Origin of the sequence: Shewanella sp. SW24, from assembly GCF_025653395.1 — a bacterium.
GTDB classification, from domain to species: domain Bacteria; phylum Pseudomonadota; class Gammaproteobacteria; order Enterobacterales; family Shewanellaceae; genus Shewanella; species Shewanella oncorhynchi.
Genome location: NZ_JAKKSH010000014.1, coordinates 90366 through 110080, shown reverse-complemented (window position 1 = coordinate 110080; position 19715 = coordinate 90366). Strand labels below are relative to the sequence as shown.

General features: G+C 46.0%; 16 protein-coding genes. All 16 read right to left on the bottom strand.

Translation table 11 applies throughout. The annotated features are described in order from the left end of the window. Positions 1 to 74: 74 nt before the first annotated feature. Entirely contained in the window at positions 75 to 905 is an 831-nt protein-coding gene (locus tag L5M17_RS13320) for a carbon-nitrogen hydrolase family protein (RefSeq protein WP_263148064.1), read from the bottom strand. Next, positions 829 to 5166 (bottom strand): YhdP family protein, encoded by a 4338-nt coding sequence (locus tag L5M17_RS13315; protein ID WP_263148062.1) that lies wholly within the window; start codon positions 5164 to 5166, stop codon positions 829 to 831. The genes L5M17_RS13320 and L5M17_RS13315 overlap by 77 nt, the downstream gene beginning before the upstream one ends. After that, on the bottom strand, positions 5166 to 6632 hold the full coding sequence (rng, locus tag L5M17_RS13310) for a ribonuclease G (RefSeq protein ID WP_168825804.1): 1467 nt from the start codon (positions 6630 to 6632) through the stop codon (positions 5166 to 5168). The genes L5M17_RS13315 and rng overlap by 1 nt, the downstream gene beginning before the upstream one ends. 218 nt (positions 6633 to 6850) lie before the next feature. Then, a complete protein-coding gene (locus L5M17_RS13305) occupies positions 6851 to 7456 on the bottom strand; it encodes a Maf family protein (RefSeq protein WP_263148060.1) in 606 nt (201 codons plus the stop codon). A gap of 2 nt (positions 7457 to 7458) precedes the next feature. Beyond that, positions 7459 to 7947, bottom strand: coding sequence for a rod shape-determining protein MreD (gene mreD, locus L5M17_RS13300; protein ID WP_105251286.1), 489 nt, complete (start codon positions 7945 to 7947; stop codon positions 7459 to 7461). Continuing rightward, positions 7947 to 8951, bottom strand: coding sequence for a rod shape-determining protein MreC (mreC, locus tag L5M17_RS13295; RefSeq protein WP_263148058.1), 1005 nt, complete (start codon positions 8949 to 8951; stop codon positions 7947 to 7949). Before mreC ends, mreD begins: the two co-directional genes overlap by 1 nt. 44 nt (positions 8952 to 8995) lie before the next feature. Further along, positions 8996 to 10045, bottom strand: a complete 1050-nt coding sequence (locus tag L5M17_RS13290; protein ID WP_105251284.1) for a rod shape-determining protein — start codon at positions 10043 to 10045, stop codon at positions 8996 to 8998. A gap of 340 nt (positions 10046 to 10385) precedes the next feature. Then, positions 10386 to 14120 (bottom strand): DUF6701 domain-containing protein, encoded by a 3735-nt coding sequence (locus L5M17_RS13285; protein WP_263148056.1) that lies wholly within the window; start codon positions 14118 to 14120, stop codon positions 10386 to 10388. After that, complete coding sequence (locus L5M17_RS13280; RefSeq protein WP_263148054.1) at positions 14110 to 14589, bottom strand: MSHA biogenesis protein MshP; 480 nt, start codon at positions 14587 to 14589, stop codon at positions 14110 to 14112. Before L5M17_RS13280 ends, L5M17_RS13285 begins: the two co-directional genes overlap by 11 nt. Then, positions 14579 to 15430: a PilW family protein gene (locus L5M17_RS13275; RefSeq protein ID WP_263148052.1), complete on the bottom strand. Its 852-nt coding sequence runs from the start codon at positions 15428 to 15430 to the stop codon at positions 14579 to 14581. The genes L5M17_RS13280 and L5M17_RS13275 overlap by 11 nt, the downstream gene beginning before the upstream one ends. Further along, positions 15430 to 15960, bottom strand: a complete 531-nt coding sequence (locus L5M17_RS13270; RefSeq protein ID WP_263148050.1) for a type II secretion system protein — start codon at positions 15958 to 15960, stop codon at positions 15430 to 15432. The genes L5M17_RS13275 and L5M17_RS13270 overlap by 1 nt, the downstream gene beginning before the upstream one ends. After that, positions 15950 to 16438, bottom strand: coding sequence for a type II secretion system protein (locus L5M17_RS13265; protein WP_263148081.1), 489 nt, complete (start codon positions 16436 to 16438; stop codon positions 15950 to 15952). The genes L5M17_RS13270 and L5M17_RS13265 overlap by 11 nt, the downstream gene beginning before the upstream one ends. A 171-nt stretch (positions 16439 to 16609) precedes the next feature. Next, positions 16610 to 17128, bottom strand: a complete 519-nt coding sequence (locus tag L5M17_RS13260) for a type II secretion system protein (protein ID WP_263148049.1) — start codon at positions 17126 to 17128, stop codon at positions 16610 to 16612. Positions 17129 to 17255: 127 nt separating this feature from the next. Further along, entirely contained in the window at positions 17256 to 17873 is a 618-nt protein-coding gene (locus L5M17_RS13255; RefSeq protein ID WP_105251278.1) for a prepilin-type N-terminal cleavage/methylation domain-containing protein, read from the bottom strand. A 76-nt stretch (positions 17874 to 17949) separates the two neighbouring features. Beyond that, entirely contained in the window at positions 17950 to 18444 is a 495-nt protein-coding gene (locus L5M17_RS13250) for an MSHA biogenesis protein MshF (RefSeq protein ID WP_263148047.1), read from the bottom strand. Positions 18445 to 18494: 50 nt separating this feature from the next. After that, on the bottom strand, positions 18495 to 19715 hold the full coding sequence (locus L5M17_RS13245; protein ID WP_011847942.1) for a type II secretion system F family protein: 1221 nt from the start codon (positions 19713 to 19715) through the stop codon (positions 18495 to 18497).

Genomic DNA, 19715 nt, shown 5'->3' with positions numbered 1-19715 from the left:
TTCTATGTGTTAATGCTGCGTATCGACTCAAGCGCAAATTCAGCATTTCAACTCGTCTGCTGGCTATTGGCACATTATTTCAAGCTTGGTTCAAGGAAACGATTATGCTGCATGACGAGCATTTTACTGCGAATACTGTGCAGTTCGGTTAAGTCGACCTCAGCCTGTACCCAACCCGTACCGGTTTTAAGTTCAGCCAAAATATTCCCCCAAGGACCGACTATCATGCTCTGCCCCCAGGTTTCTCGACTGCCTTCGTTATGCTGTCCCCACTGAGCTGCAGCAAGAATAACGCATTGGGTTTCAATCGCTCTTGCCTGTAACAATACCTGCCAATGGGCTTCCCCCGTCACCTTAGTGAAGGCAGAAGGGACAGTAATAATCTCAGCCCCCGCAAGGCGCATCGCCCTAAACAAGTCGGGAAAGCGTAAATCATAACAGATGGTTAAGCCAATTTTGCCAAAAGGTGTATCGATAACGCTAATGTGATCACCGGGGCAAAAGGTTTCGCTCTCGCGATATTGTTTTGTACCATCGGCAACATCCACATCAAAAAGGTGTAGTTTATCGTAATACCCTAAAGTATCACCTTTATCATCAAACAGATAACTGCGACTATAGACACGACCATCCTCAGCCAACGCCGGAATAGTCCCCGCGACCATAAACACCCGATACTTGGCGGCCAGTGCACTTAACGCCGATTTGAGCGGACTCTGATGAACATCGCCCGCATAGGCAAGTTGCTGACTTTCATGGCCACCAAACAGTAAACTGCATTCGGGTAACACGACTAAATGGGGCGCATCGACATCCCGTTTGAGTTCGTTAAGCTGCGATTCGATAAACTGCAGATTGGCGCTGACGTCGCGACTGCTCTGACATTGCAACAGGCTGATATGCATTTTGATCTCCCTGAATTTGCTTAATCGGTTCTACTGCTTCGCGATGCTCTGGTATGGCTGGCACTTCTGGCGTAGGTACTGCTTGAGGTTGCTCCCGCTTTAAATCGGGCGCTTTAATTTGATCTGTTGCTGGCTTTAGCTCTTCTGACTTTGATTCTTCAGATCTGGCCTCTTCAGGCTTAACGTCTTGTGGCTCGAGCGCTTCTGGTTGTGTTGCTTGAAGCTGTGGCTCAGATTTAGCGTTGCTTGGTTTAACTTCAGTTGACTGAGCTTCAGTTAACTTAGTTTCAGTTGGCTTAGCTTCTGTTAATTGAGCCTCGGTCGATTTAGTTTCTACCGGCTGAGTGATATCGGCGTTATGACTCGCGGCTTCAGTCGGCACCGCTGGGCGCTCAACGCCAACCACAGGTAAAATAGATTCTGGAATTTCAATCTCTTTACTCTTACGCTCTAACTCTTCGACCACAGGCTCTGCCATAGTCCCTGTCACCCGAAAACGAATTTCTGAAATCACTTCAATCACAGGCTCAAGCACTTTTGTTAGGGCAAAGGCCCCCAGACCCAGTGTCCAAGCGCTGGTACTGAGCAATACGACAGTCGGCACACTTGAGGCCAACTGCGGCACAAAGTGGATATCGTAATTCAAACTTTCAGTGGTGAGATCCGTATAGCCACGCACCTTCATATTACCCGCGATGGCATCCATTTCAGTGTCAGTGGTTTTCACCACGCCATTATCAATCTGCAAATTGCCATTGAAAGAGTTGAAATACATGCCCTGACCGAAGACATCGGTGAAATCCAGCGACAGTTTACGCACCAGAGAATCTAAACTGAACAGGGAGAAAATCCGCGCGCCCTTGTCACTCACCTGAGATAAGTGGCCTTTGCCTAAGTTGAATTTCACCTTGCCATTTAAGGTTTCGAGGGAGAAGGCATAGGGAGCACCTTGCCAAGATAAGTCCGCATTAACCTTCAAGGGGGCTTCATTAACGCCAGGATCTATACCCAATTGAGCAGATAGATAACTAAACTGAGTGGCATTTAACTCAACACTGAGATCAGTTTTATTCTGTCCAGCCTGTTGCTGCCAAATGCCACTGCCCTGCAAATTGACATTGGGCGTAGTTAAAGACAATGTTTGAATCTTATATCCTGCCGCTTGTGGGCTCGCCTGCAAAACGAGCTTTCCAAAGGATTTATCGAAGAAACGAAAATCTTCCACATTCACTGCAACTGGCGGCAAGTTAGTGAGCACTTGATCACTGGCAAAATCGGCATCCGTGTTCGACTTTACCTTAGGTGAAAAATAAAATTTATTCGCCACAACTTTGAGACCTTGAGTTTTCCAATTTGGATAGAAATCGATCCAACCGTCAAATTCGTTGGCAACGGTATTAAAACGCCATCCCGTCTCGTTAGGCTTAGCATTAAGCCTAAGCTCCGTCAGTTCTTGCCCTAAAAGATCGAGCCGACCGATATGAGAATCGATACTCGCCACCGCGGGAAATAAACTTTTATGTGGAATATCATCAACTAAAATGCCCGTTTTCGGTATTTTCTCTTGACCAACAAAGGCATTAATCACAGGTAACCATTCGGCTAATTTGGCCTTACCGAGATCGATTTGAATATGACCTTGTTCCGTATTTCTGGCTTCATCCTCATCAAATAAACGCCCCAATAACAAGTCAAAATAACTAAAATTTGCACCTTTATCGGCATCAAAACCACCGATAAACTCGGCATGACTGGCAAGTTTGACATCGAGCGTCGCATCATCTTGATCGCCAACAAACTCAGCGACTAAAGGTCGTGGTTCATTTTCGGGTTTAGCAAAGTATCCTGGGAGCAACAGTTGCGTCCCCAGCATATCCGAAGTCACTTTGGCTTGGATTTGATAACCTTGCTCAGTAAATAGCATAGTCATAGCACCGTCCCAACTGATTTTTCCCTGATAAAAATCGCTCAAGGGATTGTGTAATTCATCGGGGAGACGGCTGAGATCCCAACGACTTTTCAGCGAAAGATTAAGGCCAAAATCTTTACCTTTAGGCTGAGTGTCGAAAGTTAAACTGAGCGGTTGTTCGAACAAGCGCGCTTTGATGCCTTTTCCTGTCACAACTTCATTCGCAAAGTCGACTACACCAGTCACGCCATGAAGTTGAAGCCCTGGCTGAGCAATATATACAGGCTTATTATCAAAACGGATTTGACCACGAATATCTTCAGCTTCACCTTCATACAGTGGAATGCTGATGTCTAAAGTGCCAGTGACAGCACCTTGCACTTGCACGACATCTAAGGTTTTACCTACTGAGTTCGCCAAAGGTGAGGCTTGTAACACCTTAGTCGCCGCACTGCCTTGAGTAGCAAGTTCGGCTTCAATCCTTAGCAGCGTCTGTTCACCAATGGCGGGAATAAATACATGGGCACCTGTGGCATCCACATTCATCAGCTTGCCTTGGTTTAACCAAAGATCCATGCGGGTATTTTCAAACAAAGCGTTAAGGGACAGATCTGTGACCGCTGGCCAGTCGGGTTGAAACTGAAATTGGGCATCTGTTAAGGTAAATGCTGCCTGAAACACGCCGCTATTATCGTCGAAGGGAAAACCACTTAACGAACCACGCCAAACAACTTGCGCATCTTGGGTCTGACCCGCTTTAAGCCCAGTATCCAAATACTCTGCCAGTGATTCACCCATCGCCTTATTAGGGAAATACTTGTCGGCATTGGCCACATTGTTGATACGAACATTGGCCGCCAGCGCCATGTGTGCAGCACCGCTAAAGTCCAAATTCAATGCAGCATCAACGCCGATATCTTCGTTTTCAAGCTGCAACTGAGGCACATTTAAACTCAGATGTTCAGTATCGAATTGACCATCAATTGGCGCCCCATTGAACACTAATGGCGCCGAAAATTCATCACCAAAATCAAGAGTGTACACTTGTTCAGGTAGAGAGAAATACAGCGTCTTATCTTGCCAGCGCAGGCTCACATCTATTGGATGAGTATTGGGAATACCCTCGACCTTCTGCCAATGCAACTGCTTCACTTCGGTACTGGCGAGCAAAGGCTGGTCGGCTTTTTGATACAGGCGGATTGGTCCAATATTCGCCTCGGGAGCTAACGCATGCCATTGACGTAATACAGCTTTATCGACTCCCGGGAATAGCGGCAGCAGCGGTAATAGACTCTGAGTGTTAACTTGATTCACATAGGCAAATAATTCATCGTTTTGACGCTTCGCGGCCAGCGTTAATGCCGGCCAATGCTCACCATTGGTGACAAAATCCAGTCCTGAACTTTGCACTTCCCAACCTGTCGCCTTTGGCTGCCAGACAATATCGCCCGCTTGAATTTCAAATTTCTGCGGCTCTTGCTTTAATGTCCATTGCAGCCAGCTCGGCTCAAAATGAACCATAGCAGAACTGATGCTGCGGTCGGCAAACGTAAGCCAAGCCTTAAGATTGACAACCCCTTCTAAGGGTAACTTTTGAGTGGAATCATAGGGATTAGGCTGACGTGAAGCCCATTCACCTAAATCCAAAGAGTTAGCCGCCAAATAAATCTGCCCAGTCAAACTGTCGGGATTTGCACCATCGCCCTTGATATCTAACTGTAATCCGAGAGACTCATGCTCAGAGGCATCACTATCAAGATACAACTCTCCCGCACCGCGGTGACGCTCCCCCTGATTGCGCCAGTTCAAATGACGAATATGGATCGGGCGAAACTCTTGGCGCATGCTCAGCAATTGCACTGTGGCATTGGTTAAGGAGAATCTATCGAGTTGTTTGAGTAACAGGGCATAAAGCCAATCGAGTTGCGGGGCTTTATTAATTGTGGCGGGATCGTTTTCAGTAAGCTTATCCATGTCTAAAGCGACATGGACACCCTCAAAATTGACATCTTCGATTCGTGGGGTGAGCGTGAGCAGCGATTGCCAAAAATCTAACTTCACTTGTACGTTCTTGATCATCAAGGTCACAGGCAGTTGTTCCTGTGGCGGGATCACTAAGTCATCGATGTTAAGTGCAGGACCAAATGCCTGCCAATGGGCGGATAACTCCCCCACTTGCACATCGACTTTATATTCGCTTTTTACGTAATTAACCAGTTGCTGGCGAACTTCATCAACCTGCGGTAATAGGCCACGGATCAAACTAACGGCAAGCGCAAACAAGACCAAAATAAGCGCCAGAAATTGCCAACAAAAACGGCTAAATTTTTTTGCAGTAAAAAGCGTAGCCACTACATCATCACCACATCATATTTATGCTGTGAGTACATAGGCTCATTTTGCAAACGGATGCGCTTACCTATGTAAACCTCAAGTTCAGCAATAAGATGATTATCATCGGTATGCAGACTTTGATACACGGCAGGCGAACAATACAACAGGAACTCATCAGCATCGTAGGCACGGTTTAAACGGATTATTTCGCGAAAGACCTCATAGGAAACCGTCTCGACTGTCTTCATGCTCCCCGTGCCATGACAGGCCGGACATTCGCCACAGACGACATGCTCTAAACTTTCGCGGGTACGCTTACGGGTCATTTCGACTAGACCTAACCCCGAAAAACCACTCACATTGGTTTTCACCCTATCCTTAGATAAAGCGCTGGTTAAGCTGCTAAGAACACGAGCCTTATGATCCGCCGTCATCATGTCGATAAAATCGATAATAATGATGCCGCCGAGATTACGCAGACGTAACTGCCTCGCTATCGCTTGGGTCGCTTCGAGGTTGGTATTAAAGATGGTTTCTTCAAGATTCCTGTGCCCCACAAAGGCGCCGGTATTGATATCCACAGTCGTCATGGCTTCGGTTTGATCTATGATCAAATAGCCACCAGACTTAAGCTCGACTTTACGGCCGAGTGCACGTTGAATTTCGTTCTCCACATCGTAGAGATCAAAAATAGGCGCAGGTCCTGAATAGTGCTCAATCTTATCGGCAATCTCTGGCATAAACTCCTGCGCAAAAGACTGCAACTCGGCAAAAGTGCGGCGAGAATCCACTTGAATACGGTCCAGCTCAGTACCGACAAAATCACGCACAATACGCACAGGTAAGGCTAAATCTTGATACAGGAGCGACACACCACTGCGTTTACGTCGCTCACTCACCTTTGACCAAACTCGGCGTAAAAATGCCGCATCTTGGGATAACTCATCTTCCCCTACGCCTTCGGCGGCGGTGCGGATAATAAAACCACCGTCATCATCAACATAGGGCAAAGTAATTTGTTTGAGGCGACTGCGTTCTTCTTCTAGTTCAATACGCTGGGAAACACCAACATGGCTAGAACCTGGCATAAAGACTAAATAACGGGAAGGCAGCGTGATATCGGTCGTTAGGCGTGCGCCCTTAGTGCCCAGCGGATCTTTAACCACTTGCACCATAATGTCTTGCCCTTGACGGACTAACTCGGCGATATCACGAACAACGAAATGACCTTTCTCAACATCAGCGACACACTCAGTGTGCGGCACTATGTCGGACGCATGTAAAAAAGCCGCTTTATCTAAGCCAATATCGACAAAGGCGGCTTGCATACCGGGTAACACACGGCTGATTTTACCTTTGTAAATATTACCCACTAAACCCCGTTTCATACGGCGTTCAATATGGACTTCTTGCAGCACACCATGCTCAACTAAAGCAACGCGCGCCTCAGATGGAGTTACGTTGATCAGTAATTCTGAACCCATCTTGCGCTGTATTTTATTTGGATTTAAGCGACTGGTATTCACGACTCACCCCATTCGGGAAACTAGATTAATTAATCGAAGTTACAAACTCTCTAAGCATGAAAACCGAATAAAGGAACAAGGTCAACGTCATTGGAGTACTCGATTCAGAGCCCTAAACGCCAATAAGGTTCATTCTAACCTCAAGCCAAAATCGCAATATAAGCAACCAGCAGCAGTTAAATAAAGCCAACTTCGGCTAACAACTCACGCGTTTCAACCAGAGGTAAACCTACAACGCCAGAATAACTGCCTTCAATTGCAGCCACAAAGCAACCGCCGAGCCCTTGAATGCCATAACTGCCCGCCTTATCCATGGGCTCTTTTGAAGCCACATAAGCCTCAATGTCAGTTGTCGATAAAGCGCAAAAACGCACTTGTGTTTCAACTAAGCGCACTGAGGTTTTTAAGGTTGAGTCAGACTCGCCTGCTTTGTAGGTCAGTGCCACAGCCGTCATCACAGTATGCGTTCGGCCAGACAGTTCACTGAGCGTTTGCTTAGCATCGGCCACATCCAGCGGTTTACCTAATATTTGATTTTCAAGCACTACGATAGTATCAGAACCTAATACAGCAGGCTGTGACATATCTGCGCATAATGCCAGTCCAGCTTGGGCTTTTTCAGCGGCTAAACGTCGTACATAATCCCTTGGCGCTTCGCCCTGTTGCACAGTTTCATCAATATCAGGTGCCACTTGCGTGAAACTAAACTCAGGACGACCGAATCCAATTTGTGCCAATAATTCTTTGCGACGTGGCGAAGTTGAAGCTAAAACTAAATCCACAGTTAACGAACCTTATAATGACGTCGAACCCGACGTAAAATCCAAAATATCCAAGGCCAGATCACTAATCCTGAAATCGCAGGTAAAAATAGATCTGTTTTGAAAACCGCCTCTTGCATCACAAATTCCACCCAGTAAATCACTAAGTGATAAATACAAATCAGTAGCATGATCACTAACGACTGCTGCCATTGAGGGAAGTTTCGCAAACGCTGGCAATGCAAGATAGCGATATAAATAACCAAAGACATGGCTAAAGAGCGCACACCTAAGGTGGCTCCCAATAAAATATCTAATACTAGGCCTAAAACCCATGCGGTTAAGATGTTGTATCTGTGGGGTAATGCGATAGACCAATAGAGAACAATCATTAATAGCCAGTCTGGACGCCAAGCATCAACAGCACTTGGTAAAGGCATGATCTGGCTGATCACGCCGATAAATAATGTCACCCAAACAATAAAGCGCCCATTGGCGGCCTGAAAACTCATTAATGCACCTCAGCCACAGGAGGAGTGGTTTCCGTTGACGGTTTGGTCGCAGGCGCGGTCACAGGTTTAGAAGCCTCTGCTGGCGTGACACTTCCGCCAGCAGGAACAGCGCTATCTGCTTTTGATACATTATCGCTCGATGAATGATCCGCAGCAGGCACGGTAGGCTGACTCGGTAAAGTCACACCAGAATCGGGGGATGGCCAAATCAACAATAAATAACGAATACGATCTAACGCCGCTAAAGGCTGGGCGGTGACTCGAGCGTAACTTTGACCATCTTCAGTCAACACTTCCATAACCCGCGCGACCGGATAACCTTCCGGGAAACGATTCCCTAAACCTGATGTGACCAGCAAATCGCCGACACGAATGTCAGTACTCTTGGCCACATGGCGCAGTTCTATTTCATCTAGCTCACCCGTACCATTGGCAACAAGGCGCACATCATTACGGGTGATACGCACAGGTAATCCGTGTGATACATCGGAGAGCAATAGCACCCTACTGGTCATTTCACTGACTTGTACCACTTGGCCAACAACCCCTTGGGCGTCGACCACAGGCTGCCCAACAAATACACCACTGCGTGAACCATGGTTTAACACCGCATAGTGATGGAAAGGATCGCTAGCCACCTCCAATACTTCAGCCACCATTTTGCGCGAATCAAGGTAGGCTGGTGAGCCCAACAGTGCGCGTAAACGTTCATTTTCTTGGCGTAAGTGTTCGAAACGCTGTAAGCGTTCACTCATCAGCAATTGCTGCCTGAGCAGCTCTTTATTCTGCAACGCTAACATATTGCGGGTGGCAAAACTTTCAGACGACCAGTCAAGCGCAACACCGGGCACGCTCGCTAAATACTGCAATGGACTAAAGAAAGAGGATAACGATTGCCGTACAGGATCGAGGCGATGATTAGCCACGAGCAAAGCCACCGACAAAATAATTGCCAGTGTCAGACGGAATTGGTTTGAAATACCACGAACAAAAATTGGCTTCATAGGAAAGCTAAGGCGGTGATTAACCGCCCCATACCGAAGTTAAATTAGGTTTCTTCGGAGAACAGATCGCCGCCGTGCATATCAATCATTTCGAGGGCTTTACCACCGCCACGTGCTACGCAGGTCAATGGATCGTCCGCCACCATTACAGGAATTCCGGTTTCTTGCATTAATAAACGGTCTAAATCACGCAATAAAGCGCCGCCGCCAGTTAACACCATACCGCGCTCAGAAATATCTGAAGCTAATTCTGGTGGAGATTGTTCTAACGCCACCATCACAGCACTTACGATGCCAGATAATGGCTCTTGTAAGGCTTCTAAAATTTCATTGCTGTTCAGTGTAAAGCTACGAGGTACACCTTCTGCCAAATTACGGCCGCGGACTTCGATCTCTAGCACTTCATCGCCAGGATAAGCAGTGCCGATAGTGTGCTTGATACGCTCAGCCGTGGCTTCACCAATCAAGCTCCCGTAATTACGGCGGACATAGTTGATGATCGCATCATCAAACTTATCACCGCCGATACGTACCGAAGACGAATACACTACACCATTAAGTGAAATAATCGCGACTTCAGTGGTACCACCACCGATATCCACCACCATAGAGCCGGTCGCTTCAGATACGGGTAAACCCGCACCAATCGCAGCTGCCATTGGTTCTTCAATTAAATACACTTCGCGAGCACCAGCGCCCATGGCTGATTCACGAATAGCACGGCGTTCTACTTGAGTAGCACCAACGGGCACACACACAAGCACGCGTGGACTTGGACGAAAAAAGCTATTGTTGTGCACTTGTTTAATAAAGTGCTGCAACATTTTCTCCGTCACATAAAAATCTGCAATAACACCGTCCTTCATTGGGCGGATAGCTTGGATATTGCCAGGCGTTCTGCCTAGCATTTGTTTAGCTTCTGTGCCGACCGCGGCAACAGATTTCTGACCGGAGCCACTACGCTCACCACGTATAGCAACAACAGAAGGCTCATTGAGGACTATGCCTTCGCCACGAACATAAATTAATGTGTTAGCTGTACCCAAATCGATCGATAGATCATTAGAAAAAATGCCGCGTAGCTTCTTAAACATGTAACTAGCCTGTATTCTGTGGAGTCAGAAGAAAAGAAAAATCAGCTAACTTTATCAATGCCACCCTGATTCCACAAGACCGATGAGGTTAACAATCGCTAATGAAGTGATTTTTTTTCAAATCGCCACGTAAAAAACAGTATTTAAGCGGAAAATACTGTTTATTGACGAAAATATCAGCAACAAAAAACGAGTAAACACACAATTCAGCAACAAATATCAAACTAAGGCATTGCATTTAGAATCTGTTACAAGCGTTTTCGTCGACTTCTAATAAGTAAAATGACAGCCCATTTCAAGGGAAAGCCTGAGTTCAATTTAATGAGAGAAATAACTCAGATTAGTTTACCTCACGCCAATAGATTATTTTGTCATGCCCTCGATAACGACCAAAATACGCACTTGCCCGCGGTTCAGTGACCCCTGTTGGCGATACGCCATTCCAATTCCAGTACCATTCTAGCCATGTCGGCACATCCAAGGGCGCCGTCACTTGGCCGCGGTATGGCAACCCACTTGTTGTAACGGCTTGCCAAAGCAACTCAAATTGGCCAGCTTGGAATGTTGCAGTCCCGCCAGAACGCACAACACTTTGTCCCGCCACTAAGTCGGGATCAAAATTGTAACCCAGAGCGGAACGATCAACCTGCGAACCCAAAGCATACACTGCCGTTGTGCAGTTATCGGCAGTATTTAAGGCCCAGCTGCTGCCATTCCAATATTCGGCTCGAGTCGGCATACGCAGTATTTCTGTCTCAGGACCATAGGTGTTATCCATCACCACACGGCCATGACGAAGGGTTTGAGTGCTGATTTTCTTAGCATTACAGTTAGTGCAAGTGCCTGTAGATGCCGCATCCATGTCTGGTGAGGCCACATAGCTGTAAAGCCCATTCGGCCGAGGATCGTTATCCATCAATTGCACGCCAATATCGAGCAGCTCGAAGGGGCCATCCTGATACAGATTCGTCGCCACATTTGGGGTCACCCGACTAAAGTTAGCTTGGTAAGAAGCATCGACCGTCGCCACACCTTGATTCCAACTATCAGCCTTTATACGTAAGTCACTTAAGCGACTCTGTAAATCGACACCATTATTGTTGTTTTCTCCCACCAGTTTTGCCGTGGCGAGGGAAAATGGCGGGAAATAGTTTTTCGTTATATCCCCCGCGATATTTAAAGCACTGAGCTCCATCGACATAGGGAACAACTGATCCATATAGCTAAAGCCGCCGCAGGCGGGTATGACCGATACGTTACTGACTAAAAATCTATCGGGCACAAAACGGCCAATATTGACAGAATTTGCGGTAGGGATATTTAAACTACTCGCAGAACCAAGGTAATTAGCCTTGGCCGTAGCTGAAATCTGGAATACTCCAACCTCGCTAATCGTTTGATTATTGATGGTATTCAGATTATTAATTTGCGCGCTATGGCTGTAAGAAGTTACACCTAACACACCATTGTTCGCGCCACTGGCTAGAGTTGGAGCGATCACTTTACTGGCTAGTGTCATAGCAGTATCAATAAAATTGGGCGTTGGCAGATTACCACTACAAAAATCGCTATCATTATCTACCTGCCAAGCCATAGCTTGCACCGTCATGCCAAAGGTTTGACCCGCTTTACGATAGACATTACACGTCATATTCGCGCTTGAGCAGCTAGCATTGGCATCTACAGGCTTAACACACAATCCCGCTGGTACGCTGACAAATTGGTCTGAACCTGCCATGACTAAGCCCTGTTCATCACCAGTACCTGTATATTTTGCATCTAATTGTAATTTACCTGCATCAGGGTAATTGACTGAAATGCTTGCTTGTCCGTTGGTATCAAACAGCAGGTTCACCGCCGTAGGCAAGGTACTCGAGGTGCCAATTGCCGTATTGTTGATGGTGACGGCTTTAGGCGAGATAGGCGCGCTTGGCGTTTGGTAACTGCTCCAGAAATTCAGCGTTTTGGTCTGGCTTTGGAAGCTTGGGACACACTGCTTCGTCACATCGGATTTCTTCACCGCTTTGACTAACACTTGCTCGGGGCGATTCGCACGCTTATCGGGTACATCGAATACAAAACCACTGTCGGCAAAGGTGAGTGAACAATTGTTCTCACTCAAGCCACCATTACCAATACGGCAAAGGGTTTTGCTTAAGGGTTTGGTGGTGGGATTAGAGCCCTTCACCCCTAAAGTCACTACACCGGGAGTATTTCGCCTCAGTTGCAGTTGCGCCGTGCCACCGCTAAAGCTCACTTGATTACCGCCAACCCATACGCCATCTGCCGCAGAATCAGGTAATAAGGTTGCGCTAATAGGTGCAGTAAAGAGTTGACTACAATTGGCATTGGCACAGGCTCTAATCGTTACCGTCTCAGCATTACAGGTCAGACCTTGACCCGTATGATCAAACTCAAAATGATCGATCTGAGCACCAATAGGATTCGATTTTAACGCACAAATTTGCACGTTATCGATTTCGTGGTTGTTATTTGAGCCCCCCGTTGAGCCCGTTAAAGACAATAAAAAATCACTTGGAATGGCCGCCTGACCATTTTGTGCTGCGGCGTTAAATGCGGGAACTAAAGTCACAAAACCCGAACCTGTATTACGCTCAATTTTCACAATAGATTGATTCGCGGCTTGCGAATCAATTGTGATTTTATACCTGTGCGCAGGCGATACATTATTGCCGTCTACCGCAGGCGATAAGCAACTACCGTTCGTATTAGTAGTGCCATTACTACAAGCGCCGCGTAAATAATTATACCCTGACGTGCCGACACCCGAACCGCGAACCGCAACGGACTGGCGTCGCTGGCCGACATTAGAACTACCGCCTTCACCAGAGAAGTTACCGAACTCATCAATACCAAACCCAAGCCAACCACCCGCGAACCCATTAATACCAGGTTTATAACCGTAACCCAATGGACCGCCAAAGGCACCAGGCTGCGGCGTTATAGAAGCATCCGATAACACTACCGCAATGCCGTCGGCACCATTGCCACCATAGGCATAGTGATCAAACTGGATCTCCACTAAGTTAGCTTTTCCAGGAAAGAGTCTTTGATAGGTAGATGCCGTAGATTGGTCAGATTTAGCTTCGGTTAAGCGTAATCGACCACTTCGAATAGATGGAGTAAAAGTGCCACTGCTACGGGAAACGACCCAATCACTGCTTAATGCACTTTGGGAGAAAGTGTCATTAAAACACTGTAATACCGGTACATAATCATTAATACGACCACTACTCATAACCAAATAACGGCTGGTGACTCGGCCATTGATAATCGAGTTATTATTTAGACTTAATGTTGCATCGCTATAAACTCGCCCATTGAGTACAGCATCACTATTTAGCTGAATATTGCTATAACCGATAATAAGAGCAGAAGCAGCATTATTTTCATTGAATTTACTGCCATTTAATTCAAACTGTTGCTTTATAAAAATGCGGACATTGCCTTGCAAAATCACCTTAGCATCTTGATTCAAAGTAAAACTATCTACCCAATAGTCCCCTTCAGGTAAAACGAGTGTCGCGCCACCCCCAATAGCGATAGCGTTAAATCGATACTCATTTTGAGTTGCCGATAGAGTCAGAGTACAAGCAGAATAAAGCGAAACATTGCTAAACTGACTTTGCCCATTACCACCAAGCGTTAATTGCTCGCCAGTATTACAAGAACCATAACCGCCACCAGCGCCGCTACTCGATAAAAAAGCGTTGTTCCCAGTTAAATTTAACCCTCGAATATCACTGCCATCAATAGTACATTTTCGCACTCCACCAGACCCGTTATCACAACTGTTATCAGCAAGCCCGCTGCCATCGTTACTCGAACAATAATCTAATCTAGCACCACCAGTACCATTAATGATGCCATTACCGTTTATCATCAGCTGTGCCGATGATATTTGATGGCATACATTAGAATTATCACCATGGTGTCCTTGAGCAACCTTGGCAAAAATAACAGTCTGGTCAATAGGGTCGAATGCCATCACTGACGAGGGAAAACTCAAGATAAGTGCTGCCAATATGGCACGATAAAAAAGATTAATTCCCACGAGCTTCTACCTCAACTTGTCGGCTAACACGGGTCTCGCCGCTTTCACATACTGCTTTACTGTTGATTCGATATTGGGTGGTTGTACCTACCGCATAGGCTTTGCACGTCAAGGTCACAGTGCAGGCATGGAAACCAGTTACATTAGGTGGATTCCAAGTGCTCGTTGCAGGGCAAATGCCAACTAAACCATTTAATGGGAACAATGTTGCCAATGCGGCATCGGCGCCACTGTTCGCGGCAGCAAAGGCACGAGTCCCCCACACCTCTTGGGTTAATCCAGTATCCCCATCCTGCACAATATTGATCAGGGCTGACGCCAGTAGAAACATCACAGTGATCACAAATACGCCAATAATCAATGCACTGCCGTGTTGACGCGCAGGCAGAGCGTGAGAGGACGATCTTGATAGTGATGATCTGGATGCTGAGTTACGCCCTACCGAGCGACAATGTGAATTAAGGGACATTGATCACCTGCACTTGATGTCGATATTGGAACGTCTCACCATTTACATTAAACCGCGGTTGTAAATGCACCATGGCATTATTCACTAGGCTAGATGGCGTTAAAATCAGCGGTAAATCAGCACCATTATTTAAAACATTTGCCACACTTTGCGCCATTAGCACGCCCGTGCCCATAGTGGCTGGATTTGGTTGAACGGTATTAAAGTTATAACCAGCATAACGCACTATTTGCAAATCATTACCGCTTGCCCCCTTTTCAAAGCAATAGCTCACAGGACTCGAACCAAAATAGATCCTTTGTCGTGGTGATGCTTCGGCAAAACGTGTTGGCGCAGTAAAAGTCAGTGTCACTTGATTAGCCAAGGTCAGAGGAGGTGTTTTAATCTGTGCTCGTTTTTGTCTCGCGCTGCTATACACATCGGCGTCAACCAAGGGATAGATCCAAGCGAATTGATTCACGCGAATCGCACTCGCGGTATTATCTAGAATAACTATGCCAGTACTCGCGGCCGCAGCGGGGATAATTGGCATAGCAAGATAAGTCGTGCTGGCCTCGATCGGTACAAATTCAACACATTGATAGGTCAGCGAATCGCTATTAAGACGCACACTGTTGGGCAAAGCACTACGTAGCTCACGGGTCATTCGCTCAACGGCAAAACGGCTCTGACTGAGTACCTGATCGACTGAACTCGACTCCACAAAAATCCGCGTACCAAAAATAATAAAGCTACTCACCCCGACCACAAGAATCCCCAGAATCAAGATAACGGTGACCATCTCGACCAAGGTAAAACCTAGTGTGGATTTTTTATTAACCGTAGATAAAGGTGAGGCCATCAGTAATTACTCCTCACCATATTGTAAGTAATCACTTCGTTGTCGGGCGTAGTCACATTAATCGTCACTAGCTTAGTATTGGACACTGCGCCATAGGCAACTGTGACGCTTAAGTGATAGTTAGGATAAGCATTTGCATAGGTTTGGGTCGAATTGAGCATAGTCGCGGTTTCATTTAAGCCTTTGTAATCATCCACATCGTTAAAGTTGTTACGACTCTCACCGAACTCAGGGCCTAATGACGTTGGACAATTACTACCGAGCGGACTACCACAGGCTGGTGTGCCACCATTGGCATTAGTGTTTTGATCGTAACGTTTACCCCAGATTTCATTCATCACCGAATGTGCAAGCTCAGCACTGCGTACTCTATGTAAGGTACTGGCCGCACGATCAGCTTGGGGGAATAACATGCTGGTTAGCATCACTATTGCAATGCCAATCACTAACATACCAATGACTAATTCGATAAGGGTAAAACCCAACAGGCGGGCTTGAATATGGCCTTTAGAGAGAGCATTACTTCGCATAAATATAGCCCTCGGAGGATATATTAATCATCACAGTGTCATTTGCGGTCACGCGAATACAATCACCATTACAGCTTGGAAAAAGTCGGCCATTGATATCGAAATCAAGGGTAAAGTTGCTGCTGTTAGTGCTCACTAGCACTAATTGAGCACCACCTTGAAAAGCTTGGGTATAAAGCGGGTTTGGCGATAATGCAGTACCAGAACAAACCGCCCCATTTCGGGCAGAGAATTGACTCACTTGATAGCCAGTGCCAGAAACAGTTACACGAAAACATCTGTCGGTATTATTGAGCGCTTTTTGCTGTACTTGACGCAGCTCGCTAATGAACTCGTTACGTAAACTATAGGCACTGTAGGAAGACTGAGTAAACAGGCGTGGCAGTACAACCACAGCAAGAATTGAAATCAAGATGATGGTCGTTACTAATTCTACTAAGGTAAATCCAGCTTGTTTTGACATAGAGAATTTAAGCATCACTCGCGTTAATTGCTGATTTCATGTACTAGGTTCAGTTTCTGCCAACGATATGATTAACGCAAATAAATGTCGGAAAACTCTTGGCGGACTCATTTATTTAAAATCATGTAAGAACCGCATTTTATCTAAAAAAAAGGCCTGCTAGGCAGGCCTTTTCATAAATGCATATTAACAATCAGAAGCATCAGGAATTGCAGAGAAAACAGGAGCAACTGTCGCACTTTCTGCTTGTTTATAAGTAAAACGACATTCTGCTGGAGCACCTTTTTGCCACATGGTCACAATACCCTGACCTTCAAATATAATCCAATCTGCACCGGTGTCAGTAGCAACTGTTGGATCTGTAGCACTGGTTCCTTCATCAAAGCTCACTTCTATAGCATTCTCCAACTCAATTTCTGTTGCTTGAAGATAGCCAAATTGCGTAACTGCGTTAGTACCTGTGCCAATATCAACAGAAGGAGGAGGAGTTGCTGTTGCTGCTTTTTTCTCTTCTCCAGCCAAGGCCGCTTTAGAATAAACCAAGCTATTTGCACCTTGGATTGAGGCTTTTAGGCCATTCAAAGCAGAAACACGCGCATCACCTTGCAGGTTAATAAACTTAGGTGCCGCTGTGACAGCAAGAATACCTAAGATAATGATCACTACGACTAATTCAATTAAGGTAAAACCTTGTTGTCTTTTCATATAAAACTACCTTTCTTTCTAAGTGAGTACTCGTGTGAGTACTAATTAAGTTAAGTCACTTTTAGACTCTATTACTTTTAAACTAAGCTACTTAAAACATGAACAAAATAAAACTATTAATTACGGCCTATGGTACAAATGGTGTTTGAGTGAAACTTAATACTCTGCCTGTGCCTGGGTTATACACTATTCCCTTAGCACCTACCGTTGTTAAATCAGGGGCAGGAGTGGGTACACCATTCGTTTGATTTAGCACCAGTGAAGCCACTTGGTGATAAACACATAAATCTAAACCTGCGACGACTGCGCCAGTAATTGAGTTAGCACTGCCGCCTGCGGCGTTAATAACACGAGCGGTATAACGTTGATTACGTGCATCTTGGTTAAATAATACGTTACGTGGAGCACTCTGCAACACAGTGTTAAACACTTCTTGGCAACTGGCATTTGTCATAGCTGTCGCACTGGTTACTGAAGTTCCCGTTGGATAGCCAAAACGTGTATCGACATTTACCGTGTTACCGTCGAGGATAACGCTGCTATTTTGACGCCCATCAACTTCCCACTGAGAACGCACAAAGCTCACTGCAGTCGATAAACCACCCGCAACACCGTCAACACTGGCATCTTCAGCATCATCGGTGACATTTAAGAATCGTGGGATCGCAGTTGCGGCGAGTAAACCCAAAATCACAATCACAATCACAAGTTCGATTAATGAGAACCCTGTTTGCTTAGTTTTCATATATATGTCCCCAGACCTCAGAAATTTTATTCTAACAGTTAAATCAATTTTAAAAAGCCATTGAGTTAACAATATTTTACGGAGCAGTCAAAAAAATGACCCTGCCAGAGTTCAGTTGATAGCCTAAACTATCGCCATTTTTAGACCGATAGTGGCAGCTATTATCCTTAGCCAAATAATCCGCCTCTAGACCTAAATTATCAGTTTCAGCGCCCATTAACTGTTGCCACAAATCTTGGCAACCTTGATCATTTAAGTGCTTAGGTTGTGGCCATCCTAAATCATTGATATCGACAACACTCGACTCAGTTTCTGGGGAGGGATTATCAAATACCTCCCAGTTCAACTGCAATTGCGCCGGCTTGCCCAAAGACAACCACTGGGAACGCACCATCACCAGCACATTTAAAAAACGGGCGTGTTCCACTTCCAATCCACGAGCCGCTATTTGCGGTAGCGTAAAAAAGTACTTAGCTCCGATCACCGCCATGATAACCAACACAATTCCAATGGCGATCATGCGTCCATAGATACGTAATAGATCGCTTTCAGCCTTTTGCTGAGTCTGCATTTAACCTCAGTCCCACGTATAAGATAGGAAATAAATATTATCCATATCGCTTACTTACCGCCTTTGACCACATTGAGCATATCCCACATTGGCAGGTATATCCCCAAGGCCAACACTAAGACAATCACGGCCACAAAACCGATCAAAATTGGCTCCAATTTCGCGGTGAGGTTCTTTAAATCATAGTCTACTTCGCCCTCATAGAAATCTGCCGCATCATTGAGTAATTGATCGATTTGCCCCGTTTCTTCACCCACAGCCACCATTTGCAGCACTAGTGGCGTAAATAACTTGCTCTGATTCGATACCCTCAGCATAGAGTCGCCAGACTCTATGCCACGGCGCATACCGACTATCTTGTCGTGCATGTAGGCATTATCTACCGCGTCGGCCACTAAACTTAAGGCCTGCGTCATCGGCACGCCCGCACTGAGCATCATAGAGAAACTGCGACAATAACGGGCTAACGTCGAACGCTCAATAATCGACCCTACGGCGGGAATGTGTAACTTCCACTTATCCCACTGCTTCTCACCTTTTTCCGTATGGTGCCAGTAACGAATGCCAATAATAGTGCCAATCAGCGCCACCAACATCAGCGCCCAATAATTCACGAATAGATTTGATGTGCCAATCAACACTTTTGTCGCCCACGGCAAGTCGGCGCCAAAGCGAGAAAACATCTCGGCAAACTTAGGGATCACCATGATATTGAGGATCACCATAGCGAGCGCAATCGCAATCAATACAAACATGGGATAACGCATGGCCGATTTAATTCGTCGCCGCGTCTCTTGCTCACGCTCGATATAACCTGAAAGTTGAATGAAGGCATCTTCTAACTTACCCGTGTTCTCCCCCACGTGCACCATAGAAACAAACAAAGAATCAAACACATCGGGATGTTGATTCATGGATGATGACAAGGGTCTCCCTGCGGTGAGCTGCTCAGAAATATCATTAAGCGCATCTTTCATTCGCTGGGAATGCGCCGTTTCAGATAAGCCTGCAATCGCCCGCAAAATAGGAATACCAGAACGGGTCAAGGAGTACATTTGTCGGGTAAAAATCTGTAATTCTTCTAACGCGACTTTCCCACCAAATAACTTAGTCAGTGAGAACGACTTAACTACTTTGGCGACTTTGACTTCAAGGGGGATAATGCCGCGCGCCAATAGCATGTCAGCAGCGGCACTTTCCGACGCGGCATCCAATTGTCCCGTAACGGATTGACCTTGACCACTGCGTCCACGGTATTGATAAATTGGCAT

Coding starts and splice junctions, on each gene's coding strand:
- L5M17_RS13255 (WP_105251278.1), bottom strand. CDS start 17,873: ATGAAAACTAAGCAAACAGGGTTCTCATTAATCGAACTTGTGATTGTG.
- mreC (WP_263148058.1), bottom strand. CDS start 8,951: ATGAAGCCAATTTTTGTTCGTGGTATTTCAAACCAATTCCGTCTGACA.
- L5M17_RS13270 (WP_263148050.1), bottom strand. CDS start 15,960: ATGCGAAGTAATGCTCTCTCTAAAGGCCATATTCAAGCCCGCCTGTTG.
- L5M17_RS13265 (WP_263148081.1), bottom strand. CDS start 16,438: ATGCTTAAATTCTCTATGTCAAAACAAGCTGGATTTACCTTAGTAGAA.
- L5M17_RS13260 (WP_263148049.1), bottom strand. CDS start 17,128: ATGAAAAGACAACAAGGTTTTACCTTAATTGAATTAGTCGTAGTGATC.
- L5M17_RS13245 (WP_011847942.1), bottom strand. CDS start 19,715: ATGCCAATTTATCAATACCGTGGACGCAGTGGTCAAGGTCAATCCGTT.
- mreD (WP_105251286.1), bottom strand. CDS start 7,947: ATGAGTTTTCAGGCCGCCAATGGGCGCTTTATTGTTTGGGTGACATTA.
- L5M17_RS13320 (WP_263148064.1), bottom strand. CDS start 905: ATGCATATCAGCCTGTTGCAATGTCAGAGCAGTCGCGACGTCAGCGCC.
- L5M17_RS13290 (WP_105251284.1), bottom strand. CDS start 10,045: ATGTTTAAGAAGCTACGCGGCATTTTTTCTAATGATCTATCGATCGAT.
- rng (WP_168825804.1), bottom strand. CDS start 6,632: ATGGGTTCAGAATTACTGATCAACGTAACTCCATCTGAGGCGCGCGTT.
- L5M17_RS13280 (WP_263148054.1), bottom strand. CDS start 14,589: ATGTCCCTTAATTCACATTGTCGCTCGGTAGGGCGTAACTCAGCATCC.
- L5M17_RS13250 (WP_263148047.1), bottom strand. CDS start 18,444: ATGCAGACTCAGCAAAAGGCTGAAAGCGATCTATTACGTATCTATGGA.
- L5M17_RS13275 (WP_263148052.1), bottom strand. CDS start 15,430: ATGGCCTCACCTTTATCTACGGTTAATAAAAAATCCACACTAGGTTTT.